This window comes from Synechococcus sp. CCY 0621 (assembly GCF_019038465.1).
GTDB lineage: Bacteria > Cyanobacteriota > Cyanobacteriia > PCC-6307 > Cyanobiaceae > Cyanobium.
Genome location: NZ_JAFKRH010000020.1, coordinates 1 through 18746, shown reverse-complemented (window position 1 = coordinate 18746; position 18746 = coordinate 1). Strand labels below are relative to the sequence as shown.

Annotated in this window: 18 protein-coding genes and 1 pseudogene; 12 read left to right on the top strand and 7 right to left on the bottom strand. The window is 65.0% G+C overall.

Features of this window, described 5'->3' with window-relative positions; translation table 11 throughout:
- Nucleotides 1-34: 34 nt before the first annotated feature.
- Nucleotides 35-1018, top strand: coding sequence for a glycosyltransferase (locus KUG43_RS07105; RefSeq protein WP_216907535.1), 984 nt, complete (start codon nucleotides 35-37; stop codon nucleotides 1016-1018).
- 23 nt (nucleotides 1019-1041) lie between these two features.
- Here KUG43_RS07105 and fabI read toward each other — a convergent pair whose 3' ends face one another.
- Nucleotides 1042-1824 (bottom strand): enoyl-ACP reductase FabI, encoded by a 783-nt coding sequence (gene fabI / locus KUG43_RS07100; protein ID WP_216907534.1) that lies wholly within the window; start codon nucleotides 1822-1824, stop codon nucleotides 1042-1044.
- A 70-nt stretch (nucleotides 1825-1894) separates the two neighbouring features.
- Here fabI and KUG43_RS17285 point away from each other — a divergent pair, with 70 nt between their 5' ends.
- Entirely contained in the window at nucleotides 1895-2581 is a 687-nt protein-coding gene (locus KUG43_RS17285) for a 4'-phosphopantetheinyl transferase family protein (protein ID WP_216907532.1), read from the top strand.
- A gap of 4 nt (nucleotides 2582-2585) precedes the next feature.
- Here KUG43_RS17285 and KUG43_RS07090 read toward each other — a convergent pair whose 3' ends face one another.
- Nucleotides 2586-3179 (bottom strand): hypothetical protein, encoded by a 594-nt coding sequence (locus KUG43_RS07090; protein ID WP_353617963.1) that lies wholly within the window; start codon nucleotides 3177-3179, stop codon nucleotides 2586-2588.
- Nucleotides 3180-3254: 75 nt separating this feature from the next.
- Between KUG43_RS07090 and KUG43_RS07085 the strand changes: the two genes are divergently transcribed.
- Nucleotides 3255-3818 carry a thioredoxin family protein gene (locus KUG43_RS07085; RefSeq protein WP_216907530.1) on the top strand — a complete coding sequence of 188 codons (564 nt, stop codon included), beginning with the start codon at nucleotides 3255-3257 and terminating at the stop codon, nucleotides 3816-3818.
- A 53-nt stretch (nucleotides 3819-3871) separates the two neighbouring features.
- Complete coding sequence (locus tag KUG43_RS07080) at nucleotides 3872-5074, top strand: DegT/DnrJ/EryC1/StrS family aminotransferase (protein ID WP_216907528.1); 1203 nt, start codon at nucleotides 3872-3874, stop codon at nucleotides 5072-5074.
- Nucleotides 5075-5092: 18 nt separating this feature from the next.
- On the opposite strand, the gene KUG43_RS07075 is transcribed toward KUG43_RS07080, so the two are convergent.
- From KUG43_RS07075 to folK, 3 genes are read right to left on the bottom strand one after another with little or no spacing between them, the layout of a single operon-like run.
- Nucleotides 5093-6574, bottom strand: a complete 1482-nt coding sequence (locus KUG43_RS07075) for an FAD-binding domain-containing protein (RefSeq protein ID WP_216907526.1) — start codon at nucleotides 6572-6574, stop codon at nucleotides 5093-5095.
- Nucleotides 6574-7134, bottom strand: coding sequence for an NUDIX hydrolase (locus KUG43_RS07070; RefSeq protein WP_216907524.1), 561 nt, complete (start codon nucleotides 7132-7134; stop codon nucleotides 6574-6576). Before KUG43_RS07070 ends, KUG43_RS07075 begins: the two co-directional genes overlap by 1 nt.
- A gap of 53 nt (nucleotides 7135-7187) precedes the next feature.
- The gene (folK, locus tag KUG43_RS07065) at nucleotides 7188-7781 is read right to left on the bottom strand and encodes a 2-amino-4-hydroxy-6-hydroxymethyldihydropteridine diphosphokinase (RefSeq protein WP_216907522.1); all 594 of its coding nucleotides are present in this window, start codon (nucleotides 7779-7781) and stop codon (nucleotides 7188-7190) included.
- 84 nt (nucleotides 7782-7865) lie between these two features.
- On the opposite strand from folK, the gene bchD reads away from it, so the two are divergent.
- Entirely contained in the window at nucleotides 7866-9974 is a 2109-nt protein-coding gene (bchD, locus tag KUG43_RS07060) for a magnesium chelatase ATPase subunit D (protein ID WP_216907520.1), read from the top strand.
- Here the strand turns inward: bchD and KUG43_RS07055 are convergent.
- Complete coding sequence (locus KUG43_RS07055; protein ID WP_216907518.1) at nucleotides 9961-10983, bottom strand: MlaD family protein; 1023 nt, start codon at nucleotides 10981-10983, stop codon at nucleotides 9961-9963. The two genes, bchD and KUG43_RS07055, sit on opposite strands and share 14 nt — an antisense overlap.
- A gap of 4 nt (nucleotides 10984-10987) precedes the next feature.
- A complete protein-coding gene (locus KUG43_RS07050; protein ID WP_216907621.1) occupies nucleotides 10988-11746 on the bottom strand; it encodes an ABC transporter ATP-binding protein in 759 nt (252 codons plus the stop codon).
- A gap of 272 nt (nucleotides 11747-12018) precedes the next feature.
- On the opposite strand from KUG43_RS07050, the gene KUG43_RS07045 reads away from it, so the two are divergent.
- The 7 genes and pseudogenes from KUG43_RS07045 (at nucleotide 12019) to KUG43_RS07030 (ending at nucleotide 18297) form a co-directional block, all read left to right on the top strand.
- Nucleotides 12019-13335 (top strand): gluconeogenesis factor YvcK family protein, encoded by a 1317-nt coding sequence (locus KUG43_RS07045; RefSeq protein ID WP_216907619.1) that lies wholly within the window; start codon nucleotides 12019-12021, stop codon nucleotides 13333-13335.
- 21 nt (nucleotides 13336-13356) lie between these two features.
- On the top strand, nucleotides 13357-14313 hold the full coding sequence (locus KUG43_RS07040) for a GDP-mannose 4,6-dehydratase (RefSeq protein ID WP_216907516.1): 957 nt from the start codon (nucleotides 13357-13359) through the stop codon (nucleotides 14311-14313).
- 432 nt (nucleotides 14314-14745) lie between these two features.
- Complete coding sequence (locus KUG43_RS17000; protein WP_286194506.1) at nucleotides 14746-14949, top strand: transposase; 204 nt, start codon at nucleotides 14746-14748, stop codon at nucleotides 14947-14949.
- Nucleotides 14950-15190: 241 nt separating this feature from the next.
- Nucleotides 15191-15280 (top strand): annotated as a pseudogene (locus KUG43_RS17280) (hypothetical protein); the annotation flags it as partial.
- Nucleotides 15281-15351: 71 nt separating this feature from the next.
- The gene (locus KUG43_RS16990) at nucleotides 15352-15702 is read left to right on the top strand and encodes a DDE-type integrase/transposase/recombinase (RefSeq protein ID WP_353617962.1); all 351 of its coding nucleotides are present in this window, start codon (nucleotides 15352-15354) and stop codon (nucleotides 15700-15702) included.
- Nucleotides 15653-16045 (top strand): integrase core domain-containing protein, encoded by a 393-nt coding sequence (locus tag KUG43_RS16985; protein WP_353617961.1) that lies wholly within the window; start codon nucleotides 15653-15655, stop codon nucleotides 16043-16045. The genes KUG43_RS16990 and KUG43_RS16985 overlap by 50 nt, the downstream gene beginning before the upstream one ends.
- A gap of 206 nt (nucleotides 16046-16251) precedes the next feature.
- Nucleotides 16252-18297 (top strand): FkbM family methyltransferase, encoded by a 2046-nt coding sequence (locus tag KUG43_RS07030; protein ID WP_216907514.1) that lies wholly within the window; start codon nucleotides 16252-16254, stop codon nucleotides 18295-18297.
- The last annotated feature ends 449 nt before the right edge of the window (nucleotides 18298-18746 follow it).

The window sequence follows — 18746 nt, the reverse complement described above, 5'->3', positions numbered from 1 at the left end:
GGACCTTCCATGAACGCCTTCCAATCGGGATCCCATGTCTGAGAGCCCCTTGGCTGGATCCATACCCAGCCAGATATCGGCTGCAGAAAGGCCAAATCTCGTTTATGTGCTCACGACGGATTGCAGAGATGTCTACGCCGACATGGCCCTTGTTTCGATGCTGTCCGTTGGCCTGTCTAATCCAGGCATCACAACAATGCTACTGGTCGATACGATCAGCATGGGGGCGCTGCAAACGTACCGCCACAAGCTCCTGCAAATCAGTGATTCAATCGTTACGGTCGACACCCCCTCAGGCTCAGCTGTGTTCCGAAGTCGCTGGCTCAAAACGCAGGTTGGTCAATTCATCCAAGGGAAAGTGATTTGCCTGGATGTTGATACCATTGTAAGAAGCTCAATCGATTGGCTGGATCAGTTCCACAGCGACTTCGGGGCCGTAGCTGATGCACCAATGCTGGTGGCGAAACAAGATACCTCAAAGCTTCTAATGAGCGAAAAGATGGGCTGGAATCCGCAAGGCACTTACTACAATTCTGGATTTTTCTATTTCGTCTCTTCGCCGGCTGTAACACGATTTTTTGAGACGTGGCATTTGCTCTGGCAGGACTCAAAAGACACCATCAACCACCAGGACCAACCATCCTTCAACGCCGCCATCACCCGTGCCGACTTCAAAGAACAGGAACTCGCTGAGTCCTTCAATCTTCAAATCACCCAGTCCTGGAAGAATTGTCAGCAAAGTAAAGTCTGGCACTTCTGGGAATCAAGTCGAATGGGTGGCGACATTCTGGAAGAGTTGACCCATCAGTCAGCCTACCTATCTTTGGATCAATTGAGAGGCAAAGTACGGCATGCAGTCACGAAGAGAACTCCCGCCGGTTACGCCAATCACTTGGCCCGGGTGATGGATTTGCTGTCTATTGAGCCAGAACTACAAAGGAGGCTTCTGATCCAGAAATCAAGGCTCTCAAGGACACAGTTCCTGCAATGGTCCCTTGGCAAACTGGTGGGTCGTTAAGCATCTCTGTGATCTTTCGATGTTCACATCCCCGTGATGCAATAGCCAGCATCCACGTAGATCACCTGGCCGGTGATGCCGCTGGCCAGGGGGCTGGCCAGGAAGGCGGCGGTGGCGCCCACCTCGTCCTGGGTGACGGTGCGGCGCAGCGGAGCCTTGGCCTCGACGTTGTGGATCATGTCGAGGATGCCGCCGATCGCCGAGCTGGCCAGGGTGCGGATCGGGCCGGCGCTGATGGCATTCACCCGCACCTGCTGTTCAGGGCCCAGCTCGGCGGCCAGGTAGCGCACCGAGGCCTCCAGGGCCGCCTTGGCCACCCCCATGACGTTGTAATTGGGGATCGCCCGCTCGGCGCCCAGGTAGCTCAGGGTGATCACGCTGGCCCCCTGGCTGAACAGGGGCTTGGCGTGGCGGCACAGCGGCGCCAGGGAATAAGCGCTCACCTCCAGCGCCCGGGCGAAGCCCTCCGGACTGATGGCGCTGAAATCACCCACCAGCTCGTCCTTGCCGGCGAAGGCCAGGCAGTGGACCAGCACATCCAGCGAGCCCCACTGCTCCGCGATGCGCTGGAACAGGGCCTCGATCTGGGCCGGGTTCTGCACGTCCAGGGGCTCGAACAGGGTGGGGTTCAGGGGGGCGGTGAGTTCGCGCACCTTGCCCTCGAAGCGGCCCCGGTCGTCCGGCAGGTAGGTGATGCCCAGTTCGCAGCCCGCTGCGGCCAGCTGCTGGGCGATGCCCCAGGCGATCGAGCGGTTGTTGGCGATGCCGGTGACGAGGGCCTTCTTGCCGCGCAGATCAAGGAGCATGGGGAGCAGGGCGCCGGAGGGCGAAGGGATGCAATGCGCCGATTCTCCCGTACACGCGGCGATCGCTCCGGTGGCCTGGCCTGACCCCGGCGGCGGCCTGGAGCAGCCACCCTGGCCCTCCCCCGGACTTGACTCTGCCCCCCTTCTACTGCTGCTTGATCAACGCGAGCCGCAGCTCCAGGCACTGGTCGGGCCCCTGGGGGATCTGCTGGATCCAGGCGAACGGCAACGCCTGCGTCTGCTGCGGCGCCAGGAGGATGGCCAGCGGTTCCTGCTCGCTCGAGGGGCGCTGCGGCAGATCCTGGGCAGTTGGCTGGGGTGCGATCCCGCCGGCCTGATGCTGGGGGCTGGGCCCCATGGCAAGCCCGAACTGTTCCCCCAGGAGGCCGTGGGGCCGGGGTGGGAAGGGCTGCCCCCCCAGTTCAACGTGTCCCATTCGGGGGATCTGATCCTGCTGGGGTTTCACCCCCTGCGGCCGGTGGGGGTGGATCTGGAGCAGCGACGGCCGCTGCCGGAGTGGCAGGGGATCGCCAGGCGCTATCTGCCGCCTGGCGCCGTGGAAGCCATCCTGGCCCTGCCCGAGGAGCGGCGCAACGCTGCCTTTCTGACCGCCTGGTGCCGGCTGGAGGCGGGCCTCAAGGCCAGGGGGCTGGGCCTGTTCGCAACGGCGCCTACCGACGGGCGGGCCCGGGAGGGCCTGGACCGCTGGCCCGTGGTGCTGCCGGAGGGGTACGTGGGCGTCGCAGCCCTGGCCTGAAGCGTCAGGAACCTCCCTGCTGGGACTCCTCCGGTTCCTCGAGGTCGTCGGGGGTGAGGGGCAGGCCCAGCAGCCGCTTTTCGGCCCGCCGGATCGCCCGAGGGTCGCTGAGCAGTTCGGGCTCCTCGAGCAGGGGCAGCACGGGCGGCCGGTGCTGCGCCGCGGTACGGGGCGGCGGCACCCAGACAAAGGCGCTGTCGGGGGAGCGCTGGCGGCAGAGACCCTCCGCCTGGCGCCGCAGAGCCAGCCGCACCGTACCCCGCTCCTGGGCCAGGAAGAATTCTTCCCTCGGGGCAAGCCCGAAGCTTGTGGGATCCGGCCCGTTGCCGCCCTGGAGTCGGGCAGCATCAGGGAGCCAGCGGGGCCGGCAGACGCCGGGACGGCTGGTGTCGGTCTCGATCCAGATGTGCAGGCCCTTGCCGCCGGGTCGCGTCACCACGGCGAGGCCGTCGTGGGGCTGGTGCCGCGGCAGGGGGTACACCCGGCCACTGGGCCGCTGTTCGGCCGGCACGCAGCCGGCCAGCAGGATCGCCACCAGCGGCGACCCCAGCAGGGACCTTCCCAGCCGGCGGCGTGCCAGCGGGCAGAGGGGCGGCACAGCGGAGACAACGCAATGACGACGATGATCCTTACCCGGCCTCCCCATCCGCTCTGCAGCAAGGGCGGCAGATCCATGGTCCTCACCACCTCCACCATGCTGCCCCTGGGCACACCGTTGCCTGCCGCCGCCATGCAGGCCGGGCTGCGGCCGGTCACGGGCGGCCCCTTCGACAGCGCAGCCCTCCTTGGGAGGCCCGTGCTGGTGCTGTTCCTCTGCCCCCACTGCCCGTTCGTGAAGCATGTGGAGGGGGAAGTCACCCGGCTGCAGAACGATCTGGGTGGGCAGGCGAACATGATCGGCGTCTGCAGCAACAGCACCGTCAGCCATCCCCAGGACGGCCCGGCGGGGATGGCGGCCCAGGCCCAGGCCTGTGGCTGGACCTTTCCCTACCTGCAGGATCCCGAACAGAACGTGGCCCGGGCCTTCCAGGCGGCCTGCACCCCTGACCCCTTCCTCTTCGATGCCGAGCACCGGCTTGCCTACCGAGGGCAACTGGATGGCAGCCGTCCCGGTGACGGCATCGCCTGCAATGGCAGGGATCTACGGGTCGCCCTGGCGGCCCTGCTGGAGGGGCGACCGGTGCCGGAACCGCAGCGGCCGGCCATCGGCTGCAACATCAAATGGCATGACAGCTGAACCGGGGGAGAGCGGCCGTCATGGGTCGGATCCGCAGGTTTAATGTTGCCGCCATGCAAGTGCCCCCCTTCAGTCTCAGCGAGCAACTGCACCAGCTGGGAGACGCGCTCGATCACGCCGTCCTCAAGGTCTTGCGGAGCGGCCAGTACATCGGGGGGACCACCATCAGCGGCTTCGAGGCCGCCTTCGCCGACGCCTGCAGCGTCCCGCACGCCATCGGCTGCAACAGCGGCACTGACGCCCTGGTGCTGGCCCTGCGGGCCCTGGGCATCGGCGCCGGTGACGAGGTGATCACCAGTTCGTTCAGCTTCTTCGCCACGGCTGAAGCGATCAGCGCCGTGGGCGCCACGCCGGTGTTCGTGGACGTGGATCCGGACACCTATCTCATCGATCCGGAGGCGATCGGCGCCGCCATCACCACTGCCACCCGGGCCCTGATGCCGGTGCACCTGTTCGGCCGGCCGGTGGACATGGAGCGGATCATGGCCATCGCCGCCGCCCACGACCTGCGGGTGATCGAGGACTGCGCCCAGGCCAGCGGCGCCAGCTGGGCCGGGCGGCCGGTCGGCGGCTGGGGCGACGCCGGCTGCTTCAGCTTCTTCCCCACCAAGAACCTCGGGGCCGCCGGCGACGGCGGCATGGTGGTCTGCCGCGACCCGGAGCTGGCCCAGCGGATCCGCGAGCTGGCGGTGCATGGCATGCCCCGCCGCTACCTGCACACCGACCTCGGCTACAACAGCCGCCTCGATGCCATGCAGGCCGCCGTGCTGATGGTGAAGCTGCCGCACCTGGCCGGCTGGGTGGAACGGCGGCGTGCCATCGCCGAGCGCTACCAGCGGGAACTGGCGGACCTGCCGGGCCTGCTGCCCGCAGCCCCCGGACCGGACGGCCACAGCTGGAACCAGTTCGTGGTGCGGGTGCCCCACTGCCCGGCGGCCACGATCGCCTGCGGCGGACGCTGCACCCCCGCCGCCGACAGCGCCAGCTACGGCCTGCCCGAGGCCTGCTGCCGCGACTGGCTCAAGCAGCAGCTGCAGGAGGCCGGGGTGACGACGATCATCTACTACCCGATTCCCATCCACCGGCAGCCGGCCTACGCCTCCCTGGGCTACCCCGCCGGCAGCCTGCCGATCACCGAGCGGCTCTGCGCCGAGGTGCTCAGCCTGCCGATCTTCCCCGAACTCAGCGTCGAGCAACAAGACAGCGTCATCGCCGCGGTACGCAGCCTGGTGGGGGCCGCAGCGGTCGTCGCCTGAAGACGTGGACTTGGCCTCCTAGCCCCGGGGCAGGGCGGCATGCAGGGCCTTGAAGCGGGCCTGCTGGACCTTGTGGCTGACGATCGGCACGGGGTAACCACGCCGTTCCAGCGGCGCGATGTCACCGCTGATCAGGTCGGCGGTGGCCACATGGGCCAGTTCCGGCAGCCAGCGGCGGATGTAGGTGGCCTCGGGATCGAACTTGCTCGCCTGCGTGAAGGGGTTGAAGATGCGCAGGGGCTTGGGATCCATGCCACTGCTGGCGCTCCACTGCCAGCCGCCGTTGTTGGCCGCCAGGTCGCCATCCACCAGCCGTTCCATGAAGGCACGCTCGCCCCAGCGCCAGTCCACGATCAGATCCTTGACCAGAAAGGACGCCACCACCATGCGGCAGCGGTTGTGCATCCAGCCGCTGGCCTCGAGCTGGCGCATCGCCGCGTCCACGATCGGCACGCCGGTCAGCCCATGGCACCAAGCCTGGAAGCGCGCCGGATCGTTATCCCAGGGGAAGTGGCGCCACTGCGACCGGTAGGGACCATCGGCCAGCTCGGGGAAATGGAACAGGGCCTGCTGGTAGAACTCGCGCCAGGCCAGCTCCTGTTCCCAGACACCGATGGAGCGGAAGGCCTCCTCACTGCGGGCAAGGGCCCGGGCCCCCTGGGCGGCGGCCCAGGCCTGGCGGGGGCTGAGGCTGCCGAAACTGAGGGCGGCGGACAGCCCGGAGGTGCCGGCCTCGCCAGGGAAATTCCGGCCAGGCTCGTAGGCAGCCAGGGGACCTCCATTCACCCCGCCGTCGGCGAAGGCCTGCAGCTGGGCCAGGGCGGCCGCCTCGCCGGGACGGCAGGGGCAGAGGTCGGCACCGGCGAAACGGAACCCCAGCTCCTCGGCCGTGGGCGGCACTTCCAGCCTGGGCAGGGCGGCCCAGAGGGGGGCGATCTCCGCCGGCAAGGCGGCGGGATCCAGATCCAGCAGGCCGATGGGGGCCTCCACCGGCTCCAGGTTGCCGGCGCGCCCCTCCACCTGGCCGCGCCAGTTGCGCAGGAACGGCCCATAGACCCGGTAGGGCTCCCCGGCGCCGGTGCGGATCGCCTCCGGCGCCACCAGCAACTGGTCCCAGTCCACCAGCACCCTGGTGCCCTGGCCCTGCAACGCGGCCGCCACCTGCCGGTCGCGCTCGCGGCCGTAGGGCTCCACCTCCCGGTTCCAGGCCACCACCGCGGCCCCCACCGCCCGGGCCGCCAGGGGCACCAGGGCAGACGGCTCGCCCTGCAGGATCAGCAGCCGGCTGCCCGCCGCCCGCCAGTGATCCGCCAGTTCCCGCAGGCTCTGGCACAGAAACCAGACCCGGGCCGGCGCCATCAGCGGGTCTGAGAGGATCGCGGGATCGAGCACGTAGAGGCCGGTGACCGCCGGGGTGGCGGCCGCCGCTGCGGCCAGTCCCAGGTTGTCGGCCAGGCGCAGGTCGCGGCGATGCCAGAACAGCCAGCGCTCCGGGGCCATCAGAATCCCAGCAGCTGACGGGCGCGGTACCAGGCGGTCACGGTCTTGCCGTCCAGGGCCTCATCGCCACTGGACAGGAGCGCATCCAGCTGCGTGGGCTCCAGCAGCAGCACCTCCATGTCCTCGTCGTCATCGCCGGGGGGACGGTCCTGCAGCAGGGTTAGGTCGCGAGCCAGGAACAGGTGGATCACCTCGTCGGAGTAGCCGGGACAGGGGTGCATGGCCCCCAGGTCATCCCAGCGGCTGGCGCTGTAGCCGGTCTCCTCCTCCAGCTCCCGCCGCATCGAGCCCAGGGGCTCCTCCCCCTCCTCCAGGGTTCCGGCGGGGAACTCCAGCAGCCGGCCGGCCACGGCGAAGCGGTACTGGCGCAGGATCACCACCCGGCCGTCCTCGAGCACCGGCACCGCGAGGGAGGCGCCCGGATGGCGGATCACGCCGTAGGTGCCCTCGATGCCGATCGGCAACACCACCCGGTTGAGCTCAAAACGCACCTTGCGGGCCTCCAGGGAGGCGGTGGTCTCCAGGTGGGTGCTGGGCTCGGGGGGCGGCAGGGGAGCCATGGGGCGGGCCATTCGGGCCCCCAGTGTGACGGGCGGGAGCCAGGGGTCGCGGTTCAGGGGCCCTCGGGCCACCCCGGGTCGCCGGCCAGGGCCAGGGGTTCCGGCTCCCCAGGTACCAGCGGCAAGGCCGCCAGGGCCTCGGCGACCGCAACGGGCCGGCCGGAGGCCGCTGCGGGCAGCAGCTGGTCCGGATCGATGGTCGCCAGTGGGGCCAGCACGAAGGCGCGCTGCCGCAGGCGCGGATGGGGCAACACCAGCTCAGGGCTGCAGCAGGCGGTGGCGCCGCACCAGAGCAGATCGAGGTCGAGGCGACGGGGCCCCCAGTGCTCGCGACGCTCGCGGCCGAACCGGGCTTCGAGCTCCTGCAGGCGCTGGAGCAGCACCGCCGGATCAGGCCAGGACGCGTCCAACGCCGCAGCGGCCCCAGGCCGCGCCAGTAGGACGGCATTGAGATAGGGGGGTTGCCCCGGCGGCCCCCCCACCGGCGCCGTGCGGAACCGGGGCGACCAGCTCAGCTGCAGCGGAGCTCCGGCCCAGGCCTCCAGCGCCGCCGCCAGCAGGGGCCGCACCGCCGCGAAGCTGACGGCCGGATCGCCCAGATTGGCCCCCAGGGCGATGGCCAGGCTGGAGCAGGGGCGGAGGTGCATCGGGGTCCGGCCAGGGCCTGGCGGGCAGGGTATCGCTGCCGCCCTTCCGCCAGACTGCCCCCACCCCCACCCAGCCACTTCCCCATGGTCGTCAGCGGGTCCCCTGCCGCGCCCGCCGGTGCCGCGCCCACCGGCAGCTTTCCGCTGGCCGCGATCACCGGCCACGGCACCCTCAAGCTGGCCCTGCTGCTGGCGGCGGTGGATCCCGGCCTGGGCGGCGTGGTGATCGCCGGCGGACGGGGCACCGGCAAGTCGGTGCTGGCCCGGGGTCTCCATGCCCTGCTGCCGCCGATCGACGTGATCGACCTGGCGGACGGCCCGGGCCTGCTCCAGGCCGATCCCAGCCGGCCCGATGAATGGGACGCGGCCACCCGACGCCGCATCACCGAACTGGGCGGCGATGCCAGCGGCTCCGACCCGGCTGCTTTGCTGCCCACCCGGGTGATGCCGGCGCCGTTCATCCAGGTGCCCCTGGGGGTCACCGAAGACCGGCTGATCGGCTCGGTGGACGTGACCGCCTCCCTGAATGCCGGCGCCGCGGTGTTCCAACCGGGGCTGCTGGCGGAGGCCCACCGCGGGGTGCTCTACGTCGATGAACTCAACCTGCTGGACGACGGCATCACCAACCTGCTGCTGGCGGCGGTGGGCTCCGGCGAGAACCGCATCGAGCGGGAAGGCCTGAGCCTGTCGCACCCCTGCCGCTGCCTGCTGATCGCCACCTACAACCCGGAGGAGGGGGCGGTGCGTGACCACCTGCTGGATCGCTTCGCCATCGCCCTGTCGGCCAACCAGCTGCTCGACACCGACCAGCGGGTGGCGATCACCCGCTCGGCCCTCGACCACGGCACCTCCAGCACCGCCTTCAGCGCCCGCTTTCAGGAGGAAACCGAAGCCCTGGCCACCCAGCTGCTGCTGGCCCGCCAATGGCTGCCGGACGTGGCCATCGACCGCGAGCAGATCCGCTACCTGGTCACCGAGGCGATCCGCGGGGGTGTGGAGGGGCACCGGGCCGAGCTCTACGCGGTGCGGGTGGCCCGGGCCCATGCGGCCCTCTCCGGCCGCGACCGGGTGGAGGCGGACGATCTGCAGGTGGCGGTGCGCCTGGTGATCGCCCCGCGGGCCCTGCAACTGCCCCCCCAGGACCCCGACCAGCCGATGGAGCCGCCGCCGCCACCGCCGCCGCAGGGGGAGCAGCCCCCCGAGGAGCCCGAGCCGCCCCAGGAGGAGCCGGAAAGCGACGAGCCGGACGAGCCGGACGACGACCAGGACGACAACCCGGAGGACCAGGCCCCACCCCAGATCCCCGAGGAGTTTCTGCTTGATCCGGAAGCCACCGCCATCGACCCCGACCTGCTGGTGTTCGCCTCGGCGAAGGCCAAGAGCGGCGGCAGCGGCAGCCGGGCCGTGGTGTTCAGCGACAGCCGCGGCCGCTACGTCAAGCCGATGCTGCCCCGGGGCCCCGTGCGCCGCATCGCCATCGACGCCACCCTGCGGGCGGCCGCGCCCTACCAGAAGGCACGCCGCGCCCGGGAGCCCCACCGCAAGGTGATCGTGGAGGAGGGGGACCTGCGGGCCAAGCAGCTGCAGCGCAAGGCCGGGGCCCTGGTGATCTTCCTGGTGGATGCCAGCGGCTCAATGGCCCTGAACCGCATGCAGAGCGCCAAGGGGGCCGTGATCCGCCTGCTCACCGAGGCCTACGAGAACCGCGATGAGGTGGCCCTGATCACCTTCCGTGGCGAGCAGGCCGAGGTGCTGCTGCCGCCCACCCGCTCGATCACCGCCGCCCGCCGGCGGCTGGAGTCGATGCCCTGCGGCGGTGGCTCACCCCTGGCCCATGGCCTGGCCCAGGCGGCCCGGGTGGGGGCGAACGCCCTGGCCACCGGTGACCTGGGCCAGGTGGTGGTGGTGGCCATCACCGATGGGCGGGGCAACGTGCCCCTGAGCCGCTCCCTGGGCCAACCGCCACTGGAGGGGGAGGAAGCGGTGGATCTCAAGGAGGAGCTGCGGCAGGTGGCCAGCCGCTACCGCAGCCTGGGGCTGCGGCTGCTGGTGATCGACACCGAGCGCAAGTTCATCGGCAGTGGCATGGGCAAGGAGCTGGCCGAAGCTGCCGGCGGCCGCTATGTGCAGCTGCCCAAGGCGAGCGACCAGGCCATCGCCGCCATCGCCCTGGAGGCCATCAACGGTTTCTGACGGTGGGGGCAAGCCGGTCCTGGGCGGCCTGACGGGCGGCCTTCGCCTCCTGCTGGCGGGCGTCCTGCCGCGCCTTGCGGTCGCGGGCCGCCTCCACCTCGGCCGGATAGAGCTCCTCGAAGAACCTGCCCAGGCCGACCGAGACGCTGCGGATGCCGTCGAGGAACTTCGGATCGCCGGTGAGCTTGCTCATGTCACCGCCGACGGCCGACCAGCGGTCGGTGAGCTGCTTGGCGTTGGTGAGGGTGGCCTGGAGGTCGGCCACGGTCTTGGGGTTGTCGAGCGCCGCCGCCAGGTTGCCGACGTGCTTGCTGGCCCTGGCGGCATCGGCGCTGGCGAGGTTGAGGTTGCTCAGGATGGGATCCACCTTGCCCGCCGAGCGGTTCAGCTGGCTGACGAGGACCTGGGCGTCCCGCAGGAACACCTGACCGCTTTTGGTGAGCAGCTCGGTCTCCTTGGCGGTCTTGGAGAAGGCGGCGGTGGCCGCCACCATCTGGTGAACGAGCTGCTCCTTCTCCGCCTGGTTGAGCAGGCTCTGGACCGACTCGGTGACGGTGTCGAGGCTGGCTGCCGCAATGCCGCTCACCTGGCCGTCGTTGCAGACCATGCGGGCGTTGTTGCAGTCCCGATCGCGCGGTCCCGGCAGGCTGGCCGGCAAGGGGCCGCCGCCGGCCAGCAGGGACACCTGGGCATCCCCCCCCAGCATGGAGGCCGAGGCGACACGGGCCACCAGGGGCCGGGCCAGGCGCAGGCGCGGGTTGGTGATTTCCAGATCGGCCACAACGGCCGCATCGGTGACGGTGATCTTGCGCACGTTGCCCACCAGTACGCCCCGGAACAGGACCGGCGAGCGGACGGCCAGGCCGCCGGCATCGGCGAAACTGGCCCGGATCGTCCAGGTGTCGCGGCTCAAGGAGACGCCACGCAGCCAGAACCACAACCCCAGTCCGCTGGCGATCGCAGCCAGCAGGGAAAATCCAACCAGGGCTTCACGGACACTCCGGCGCATGGGCTCAGTTCTCGGCCGGCTGCATCGGTCCATGCAGACTACCGCTCCGAAACTGCACCACATAGGGATTGGTGCTGACGCGGAAGTCCTCCACCGTGCCGACCCAGCGGAAGCGGCCGTCATAGAGGAGGGCCACCCGTTCGGCGCAGCGGTCGATCGTGCTCATCACGTGGCTCACCACCAGGGTGGAGGCGTGGACGATGCGGGAGGTGCGCACGATCAGGTCTTCGATGCGGGTGCAGGCCACCGGGTCGAGACCGGCGGTGGGCTCGTCGAAGAGCAGCAAGGGGGTGCGGGCCGAGGCCAGGGTGGGGTCGTCGATCAGGGCACGGGCGAAGCTCACCCGCTTCTGCATGCCGCCGCTGAGCTCCCCCGGCATGCGGTCGGCGATGCCCGCCAGCCCCACGGCCTGCAGGGCCTGGTCCACCCGCTCGGCGATCTCCCGCTCCCCCAGACGGCTGAAGCGGTAGAGCAGGAAGCCGACGTTCTCCCGGACCGACAGCGAGGCCAGCAGGGCGGGGTTCTGGAAGACCAGACGCACGTCCGGGGGGTGGCGCTGATCCAGGCGCAGGTAAATCTGGGGTTCGCCGTGGATGCGCAGCAGGCCGGAGGTGGGCAGCTGCAGCCCCGCCAGCAGGCGCAGCAGGGTGGATTTGCCGGAGCCCGAGGGCCCCACCACGACGAGGCGCTCGCCCGGCGTGAAGCTGAGGTCGACGCGGTCGAGGACCAGGTTGGGTCCCCAGCGCATGCTGAGGTTCTCCATCTGGGCCACCGGAGGGATGGCCGGGGGAACTTTCAGCGCGAGTTGACTGGAGGCCAAGGAACCACGGCGAGGGGGCCCCGTGGGCCCGGCTCCCATCCTGCCGGTTCAGGAGTGGCTTTTCATCCGTACAGTTCGGTAGGTCTGTGCCGCGTCGCCACGCCCTGCCCTTGACGGTCCGAGGCCCCGCTGCGAACGCCCGCCGGCGCCGAGGCGGCTCCCGCCCCGGGCGCCCCCGCTGGGTGGGCCGCGGTGACCTGCGCAAGCAGGATCTGATGAGCCGCTCCCGGCGGGCGGCCCGCTGGCTGCAGCCGGGGCTGGTGGTGAAGCGCTGGATGATCACCTCAGGCTTGGGGCTGGTGATCGCCCTGCTGGGGGCGGCCGTCTGGGCCGACCTGCAGCCGATCTACTGGACCCTGGAAACGATCCGCTGGGGCCTGAATCGCCTCACCCAGGTGATGCCCCGGGGGATCACCGGCCCGCTGGTGCTGCTGATCGGCGCCGCCATGGTCTGGCTGGGCCAGAGCCGCAGCTTCGGCGCCATCCAGCAGGCCCTGGCCCCGGAGAAGGACACCCTGCTGGTGGATGCCCTGCTGGCCCAGCGACGGCTGAACCGCGGCCCGAACATCGTGGCGATCGGCGGCGGGACGGGCCTGGCCACCCTGCTGAGTGGCCTGAAGCGGTATTCCAGCAACCTCACCGCCATCGTGACGGTGGCCGATGACGGCGGCAGCAGCGGCGTGCTGCGGCGGGAGCTGGGCGTGCAGCCCCCCGGCGACATCCGCAACTGCCTGGCGGCCCTGGCGAGGGAGGAGCCCCTGCTCACCCGGTTGTTCCAGTACCGCTTCAAGGCTGGCAGCGGCCTGGAGGGCCACAGCTTCGGCAACCTGTTCCTGAGCGCCCTGACGGCGATCACGGGCAGCCTGGAATCGGCGATCATCGCCAGCAGCCGGGTGCTGGCGGTGCAGGGCCAGGTGGTGCCGGCCACCAACGCCGACGTGCGCCTCTGGGCCGAACTGGAGAACGGCGAGCGGATCGAAGGCGAATCCCAGATCGGCCATGCCCCCTGTCCGATCGTGCGCCTCGGCTGCACCCCGGAGCGGCCGCCGGCCCTGCCACGGGCGCTGGAGGCCATCGCCAATGCCGACCTGATCGTGCTGGGGCCGGGGAGCCTCTACACCTCCCTGCTTCCCAATCTGCTGGTGCCGGAACTGGTGAGCGCCATCAGCGCCAGCAAGGCGCCGCGGCTGTACATCTGCAACCTGATGACCCAGCCCGGCGAGACCGACGGCCTGGACGTGGGCGGCCACCTGCGGGCCATCGAGGCCCAGCTCGCCAGCCTGGGGGTGGAGCAGCGCCTGTTCAGCGCCGTGCTGGCCCAGGAGGAACTGGCCGATTCCAGCCTGGTCGACCTCTACCGGCTGCGTGGCGCCGAACCGGTCACCTGCGAAGCCTCACTCCTGGAGGAGCAAGGCTATGAGGTGATCCTGGCGCCGCTGCAGGGAGCCCGGCCCAGTGCCACCCTGCGGCACGAGCCACGCAGTGTGGCCAAGGAGGTGATTCGGTACTACCGGAAGCACCGGAGGGATTGAGCCGATGATGAACAACGACCGATGAACCGCACCGCTTTGATCCTCGGCGTCACCGGACAGGACGGGGCTTATCTGAGCCACTTGCTCCTGGGCAAGGGCTACAGGGTGGTTGGCACAAGCCGCGATGCTCAGATGGCGAACACCAGCCGGCTGCAGCGGCTGGGGGTGGCAGACGCCGTGGAGATCCGCTCCCTGGCACCGAACGACTTCCGCAGCGTGCTCAAGGTGGTGAGCGGGGTGGAACCGGATGAGATCTACAACCTGGCCGGCCAGACCAGCGTCGGGCTGTCGTTCGAGCAGCCGGTGGAATGCATGGAATCGATCGCCGGCGGCAGCCTCACCCTGCTGGAGGTTATCCGCTACCTAGGCTCCCCGGTGCGGCTGTTCAACGCCGGCAGCTCCGAGTGCTTCGGGGATACGGGCAAGGAACCGGCCAACGAGGACACCCCCTTCCGCCCCCGCAGCCCCTACGCGGTCGCCAAGGCTACGGCCTTCTGGCAGGTGGCCAACTACCGGGAGGCCTACGGTCTGTTTGCCTGCAGCGGCATCTTGGCGAACCATGAATCGCCGCTGCGGCCGGAACGCTTCGTGACCCAGAAGATCATCCAGGGGGTGAAAGCGATCGCCAACGGCAGCAAGGAGAAACTGAAGCTCGGCAATCTCGACATCTGGCGCGATTGGGGCTGGGCACCTGAGTATGTTGAGGCGATGTATTTGATGCTTCAGTCACAGGAGCCGAAGGATTACGTGATCGCCTCTGGGCGAACACATTCGCTAAGAGAACTAGTGGAAACCACCTTTCACCATGCCGGCATCAGGGATAAAGAATGGGTTAAGGTATCAGAGGAGCTGATGAGGCCCGCAGATGTGACCTATTCTTCAATGGATCCAACTCGTATCGGATCGGCTCTTGGCTGGAAAGCAAGGCGAGGCCCAGATAGCATCGCAAAGCATATGATGGAAGGCACACTTTTCTAAGGTGCTTATGGATCCGTGGTGGGACGCAACATGCCTCGCAGAATGACATGATAACCACTTTACTGGGATCCAACGGGGTACACCAAGAGTCCACAGATAATCAAAAGGGATAGGAATTGACCCTACCCTCATTCAATTCGGCGCCGACAACTATCAGCTCACAAGAGTGTCTGGAGATGAGCTTCCTGACTTGATTCGACAAAACCTTTCCGAAGAGGGATGGGCAACAGATTTAGGTGCTATTAAACATAATAGCCAGGTTCCGACGCACGACACTCAGGGCCAGGAGACTTCGTTACAGGAGAATCAAGAACCATTAAAGGGGCCTTCTTAGATAAGTCATCGGACCGGGGGGAAGGGTGAGGTGGCCTGGTTTTCAGGCCCATCGTTAGCCTTTGAGGCGGGGCACCGCCCCTGAAAGGGGCTCCCACCATGCGCAAACGCCGCAACCATAGCCCCGAGTTCAAGGCCAAGGTCGCCATGGAGGCGATCAGTGGCACCAAGACGCTTCAGGAGATCGCTGCCGACCATGCGGTACACCCGATCCAAGTGAGCCAGTGGAAGAAGCAACTGCTGGAGGGCGCCAGCGACCTGTTCACCCGGGGCAAGAAGACGCAGGCCAGTGATGAGAGCTAGGACAAGGAGACTGAACTGTCCAAGCAGTACTTCTTCGCAGAAGCCCTACGGCTACGGCAAGCTCCAGATGGAGCTGGAGCAGCTGAAAAGATCTCAGCTGCTCTGATGCCCGTGAATTGCGCAAAGTTTTCAATCACAGCAACCCTGGGTCAGGGTCAGCCGTCAATTTGGGCGACTGGGTCTACCTGGATACGCATTATATTACCAGCCGGTGCCTGTCCTTGACTCCACTATCCTGATCATGGCCAGGATCGATGCCTTGTACATACAGGATCCCACCATCGGCAGCTGGCGGCTGGTGCAGTACCTGGCCACAGACGGCAGCCCGATAAGCCATGACAGTATCCGAAACCTCATGCGGGGCCTGGGTTTACGAGCGATCAACCAGAAGCCCTTACCACGGTGCCGGGCGAACCATCCGAGCGCTTTCCCTGTCTGGTTGATGTCAAAGCCGTCACAGCTACAGATCAGGTCTGGGCCACAGATAATTCCTTCATCCCACTGCGGAAAGGCTTCTTTTACCTAGTGGCGGTTGTGGATTTGATGTCCAAGCACGTGCTCAGCTGGAAACTCTCAAATAGCCTTGACATTAAGCTCTGCCTGGAGGCCCTTGAGATGGCCGTTGCCAGTGGCCGCAAACCTCAGATATTCCGTTCCGTTAAGGGCTGCCAATCCACCTCAAAAGCCTTCATGGGCCATCTCAATGCAGATGAGATCGAGATCAGCTGGTCAGGCCGGAAGGGCTTTTTTTGACAACATCATGGTGGAGATGCTGTGGCAGAATGTCGAGTATGAGGAAGAGTATCATCGAGCCTACAGTGATGGCTGTGAAGCAGAGGTCAGACTGGCCCGCTTATTCTGGACGTATAGCCATGTAAGACCGCACAGCGCACTCGGAGGCAAAACTCCCCATGAGGCCTACACTAAGCCCAAACCCTGTTCCTCCCGCCCGAGTTTAACGATGTCAGGGGCCGAGTTTGTCCAATTAACGCCATCCAACTCAATCCGGCGCTTCACATCAGCCTTGACGGCCGTTGCTGTAACGAGGCATGGATCGGCTCCATCAAGCCCCCGGATGTGGGATAGAGAGGGGTAGCATCTTTCCTGAAAGCGGAGGCTTCGGCGCACTACTGCAAGCAAAGCTACCCAAAGAACTAGAGACACTCCCGCAGTAGCAAGCATGAAGCCATGCTCACCCAAAGGCGAAGTTAGGCGAAACCGCTGTATACGGCAAGCGGGTTGCACTTGCATCAAGAGAATACATGGCTAGCCTAACTGAGATTCTTGCAAGCCAGCTTGTCGATGACCTTTGAAACGTTTTATTCTCAAAATTTTGAGGATGTTCTTTTGGCGAGAGTTTTTGCCGAAGTTTCATCAGGATTTTATGTCGACGTTGGTTGCCAAGATGAGGAGAAAGAGTCGGTCACCAAGTATTTCTACATGAGAGGGTGGCGGGGGATTAACATAGATCCCATGCCGGACTACATTCGGCAGTACGTAAAGAGAAAAAGAGATATTAGCATTTTGTGCGCGTGCGGCTCCGCCGATGGTGAAGCCCTTCTTTACCCAGCCGAATCAACTGGCTTATCAAGCCTTCTTGCCTCTCGCGCCGAATATGCGCAAGAACGAGTATTAGCCACTAGCACGCCAGTAACCACCAAGGTATTCACCTTGAACACAATACTGGAGAATAACCTCAAGGAGTTCCAAGAGATATACTTCCTAAAGATTGACGTCGAAGGCTATGAGCTGGAAGTACTCAAAGGCATAGATCTCAATACTTACCGTCCCAAGGTAATCCTTGCGGAAACTACCGAACCTGACTCATGCCGCCTAACATCAGAGCACTCTAGGATCAATGACCTTCTAAACACTTTTGCTTATGAGCAAGTCTATTTCGACGGGATCAATACATGGTGGCTTGCTAAAGAGGCGTCGGCACTGAAAGCCAGGTTCTCCTACCCCATCGGCATTCATGACGGCTTTAACCCCTACTCAATTCACAGCCAATTGAAGGCGTTACGCAGCGCAAAGGCAGAATCTGAGGCAAGGGCATTAGCCTTGAGCTCAGTCTGTAGAGAATTGGGTGAAATACTGGACAAGAACATGCTAGTACAGACGAAAAGAAGAATTGATCGTCTCTATAGGAATGGCAAGAAGATAGTATCCAGCGGCTTTAGACATGCGACAGAGCAGTTGCGCAGAAGGAGAATCTACATTGACGTAACCGAATTCGCAAAACATGACGCCAAGACAGGAATTCAGCGGGTGACAAGAGCCTTGTGCACGGATCTACTGGAGCATCCACCGAGCGATCTAGATGTCGTTCCAGTTTATTTTCACAAAGGCTACGGCTGGTACACAAAGTGCCTCCATGCATTCCCACACTCAGACAAGAACAACTATGCAGATGAGGCAAGAAAGCCCATTGGAATAAAACCAGGCGACATCTTCCTAGGCCTTGATCTCACGGCAGATATCATTCCTATTTCAAGAGCATCACTCATAAGAATGAAAGAAAAGGGACTTCGCATTTGCTTCATAATATATGACTTGCTTCCCGTTCGGCATCCTGAATGGTGGCCTGAAGGAATGGGTGAAGTCATGGAGAACTGGGCAGAAGTGATCACCGAAATTTCGAATCAAGTCATCGCAATCTCTAAGTCAGTTTGCGATGACTACCTCTGTTGGTGTTCAGAGCAGAACATTCAGAAGCCTCCAAAGGCTACATGGTTCCATCTAGGGGCAGACCTGAGGAACACACTTCCTACGACAGGACTTCCAGAGGATGCAGATTTACTGATAGAGGCAATCGGCAAGAATCCATCCTTTCTAATGGTTGGTACCATTGAGCCAAGGAAAGGGTATCGCCAATCGCTTTTGGCTGCAGAGGTTCTTTGGCGGAAAGGGGTGAATGCAAATCTGGTCATAGCAGGCAAGCTCGGTTGGATGATGGATGATTTTATGGCCACAATACAACTACACTCGGAACTTGGCGTTCGTCTTTTCTTCATTGACTCACCTAGCGACGAATTCCTAGAAATGATTTATAAGCACTGTACAGTCCTCCTCGCTGCCTCTGAAGGCGAAGGATTTGGGCTACCTCTCATCGAAGCAGCCCGTCATGGCATGCCGTGCCTCGTAAGGGATCTGCCTGTGTTCCAAGAAGTCGCCGACAGTAGTACTACATTTTTCTCAGGACTAGAAACAGTAGACCTTGCAGATGTAATGGAAGCATGGCTGTTATCGCATGGTACCAAAAAAGCCCAACCTACACCTAGCTGGATAACCTGGCATGAAAGTGCCGATCAATTACTAAGGGGCCTTGCTATTAGCAGAAAAACATAGCGTAGACATCATCGGCTATCAAGGGGAGGATCCCGATTGCAACTGGACTATCTCTTTTTGGCCTAGTCAAAGAGGATTAGGCTTGTATCTCAGTTTTCCATCTTGCCCTCTGCAGTTGACTCTGCTCACTCAGTGTGTAGTGCCACCAGGTTGTTCCGGCTGACAAAGGGGTGTGAGGTCGACAGGGTTGTGGTGCGACCCAACAGCCCAAGACCTCACATCCCATGCATACACACCCCAATGCCCGCCTGACACCGATCGGTCGGGAACGCCTGATCCGGCAGCACCTTGATGAAGGCAGGAGCCTTGCTCAGGTGGTGTCCCGTGTCAATCAGGTTGACCGGTAGAAGCGGTGGGGTTGCCCCGGTTTCGTGGACAGGTCGATAGGAGTCACGCCATGACCCTCAGACTGTCCATCAATGAACAACCCGACCAAGACAAGGCGCCGG

Coding starts and splice junctions, on each gene's coding strand:
- KUG43_RS07055 (WP_216907518.1), bottom strand. CDS start 10,983: ATGCGCCGGAGTGTCCGTGAAGCCCTGGTTGGATTTTCCCTGCTGGCT.
- fabI (WP_216907534.1), bottom strand. CDS start 1,824: ATGCTCCTTGATCTGCGCGGCAAGAAGGCCCTCGTCACCGGCATCGCC.
- KUG43_RS07075 (WP_216907526.1), bottom strand. CDS start 6,574: ATGGCCCCGGAGCGCTGGCTGTTCTGGCATCGCCGCGACCTGCGCCTG.
- KUG43_RS17000 (WP_286194506.1), top strand. CDS start 14,746: ATGCGCAAACGCCGCAACCATAGCCCCGAGTTCAAGGCCAAGGTCGCC.
- KUG43_RS07080 (WP_216907528.1), top strand. CDS start 3,872: ATGCAAGTGCCCCCCTTCAGTCTCAGCGAGCAACTGCACCAGCTGGGA.
- KUG43_RS07050 (WP_216907621.1), bottom strand. CDS start 11,746: ATGGAGAACCTCAGCATGCGCTGGGGACCCAACCTGGTCCTCGACCGC.
- KUG43_RS07045 (WP_216907619.1), top strand. CDS start 12,019: ATGAGCCGCTCCCGGCGGGCGGCCCGCTGGCTGCAGCCGGGGCTGGTG.
- KUG43_RS07085 (WP_216907530.1), top strand. CDS start 3,255: ATGGTCCTCACCACCTCCACCATGCTGCCCCTGGGCACACCGTTGCCT.
- KUG43_RS16985 (WP_353617961.1), top strand. CDS start 15,653: ATGCAGATGAGATCGAGATCAGCTGGTCAGGCCGGAAGGGCTTTTTTT.
- KUG43_RS07105 (WP_216907535.1), top strand. CDS start 35: ATGTCTGAGAGCCCCTTGGCTGGATCCATACCCAGCCAGATATCGGCT.
- folK (WP_216907522.1), bottom strand. CDS start 7,781: ATGCACCTCCGCCCCTGCTCCAGCCTGGCCATCGCCCTGGGGGCCAAT.
- bchD (WP_216907520.1), top strand. CDS start 7,866: ATGGTCGTCAGCGGGTCCCCTGCCGCGCCCGCCGGTGCCGCGCCCACC.
- KUG43_RS07070 (WP_216907524.1), bottom strand. CDS start 7,134: ATGGCTCCCCTGCCGCCCCCCGAGCCCAGCACCCACCTGGAGACCACC.
- KUG43_RS07030 (WP_216907514.1), top strand. CDS start 16,252: ATGACCTTTGAAACGTTTTATTCTCAAAATTTTGAGGATGTTCTTTTG.
- KUG43_RS07040 (WP_216907516.1), top strand. CDS start 13,357: ATGAACCGCACCGCTTTGATCCTCGGCGTCACCGGACAGGACGGGGCT.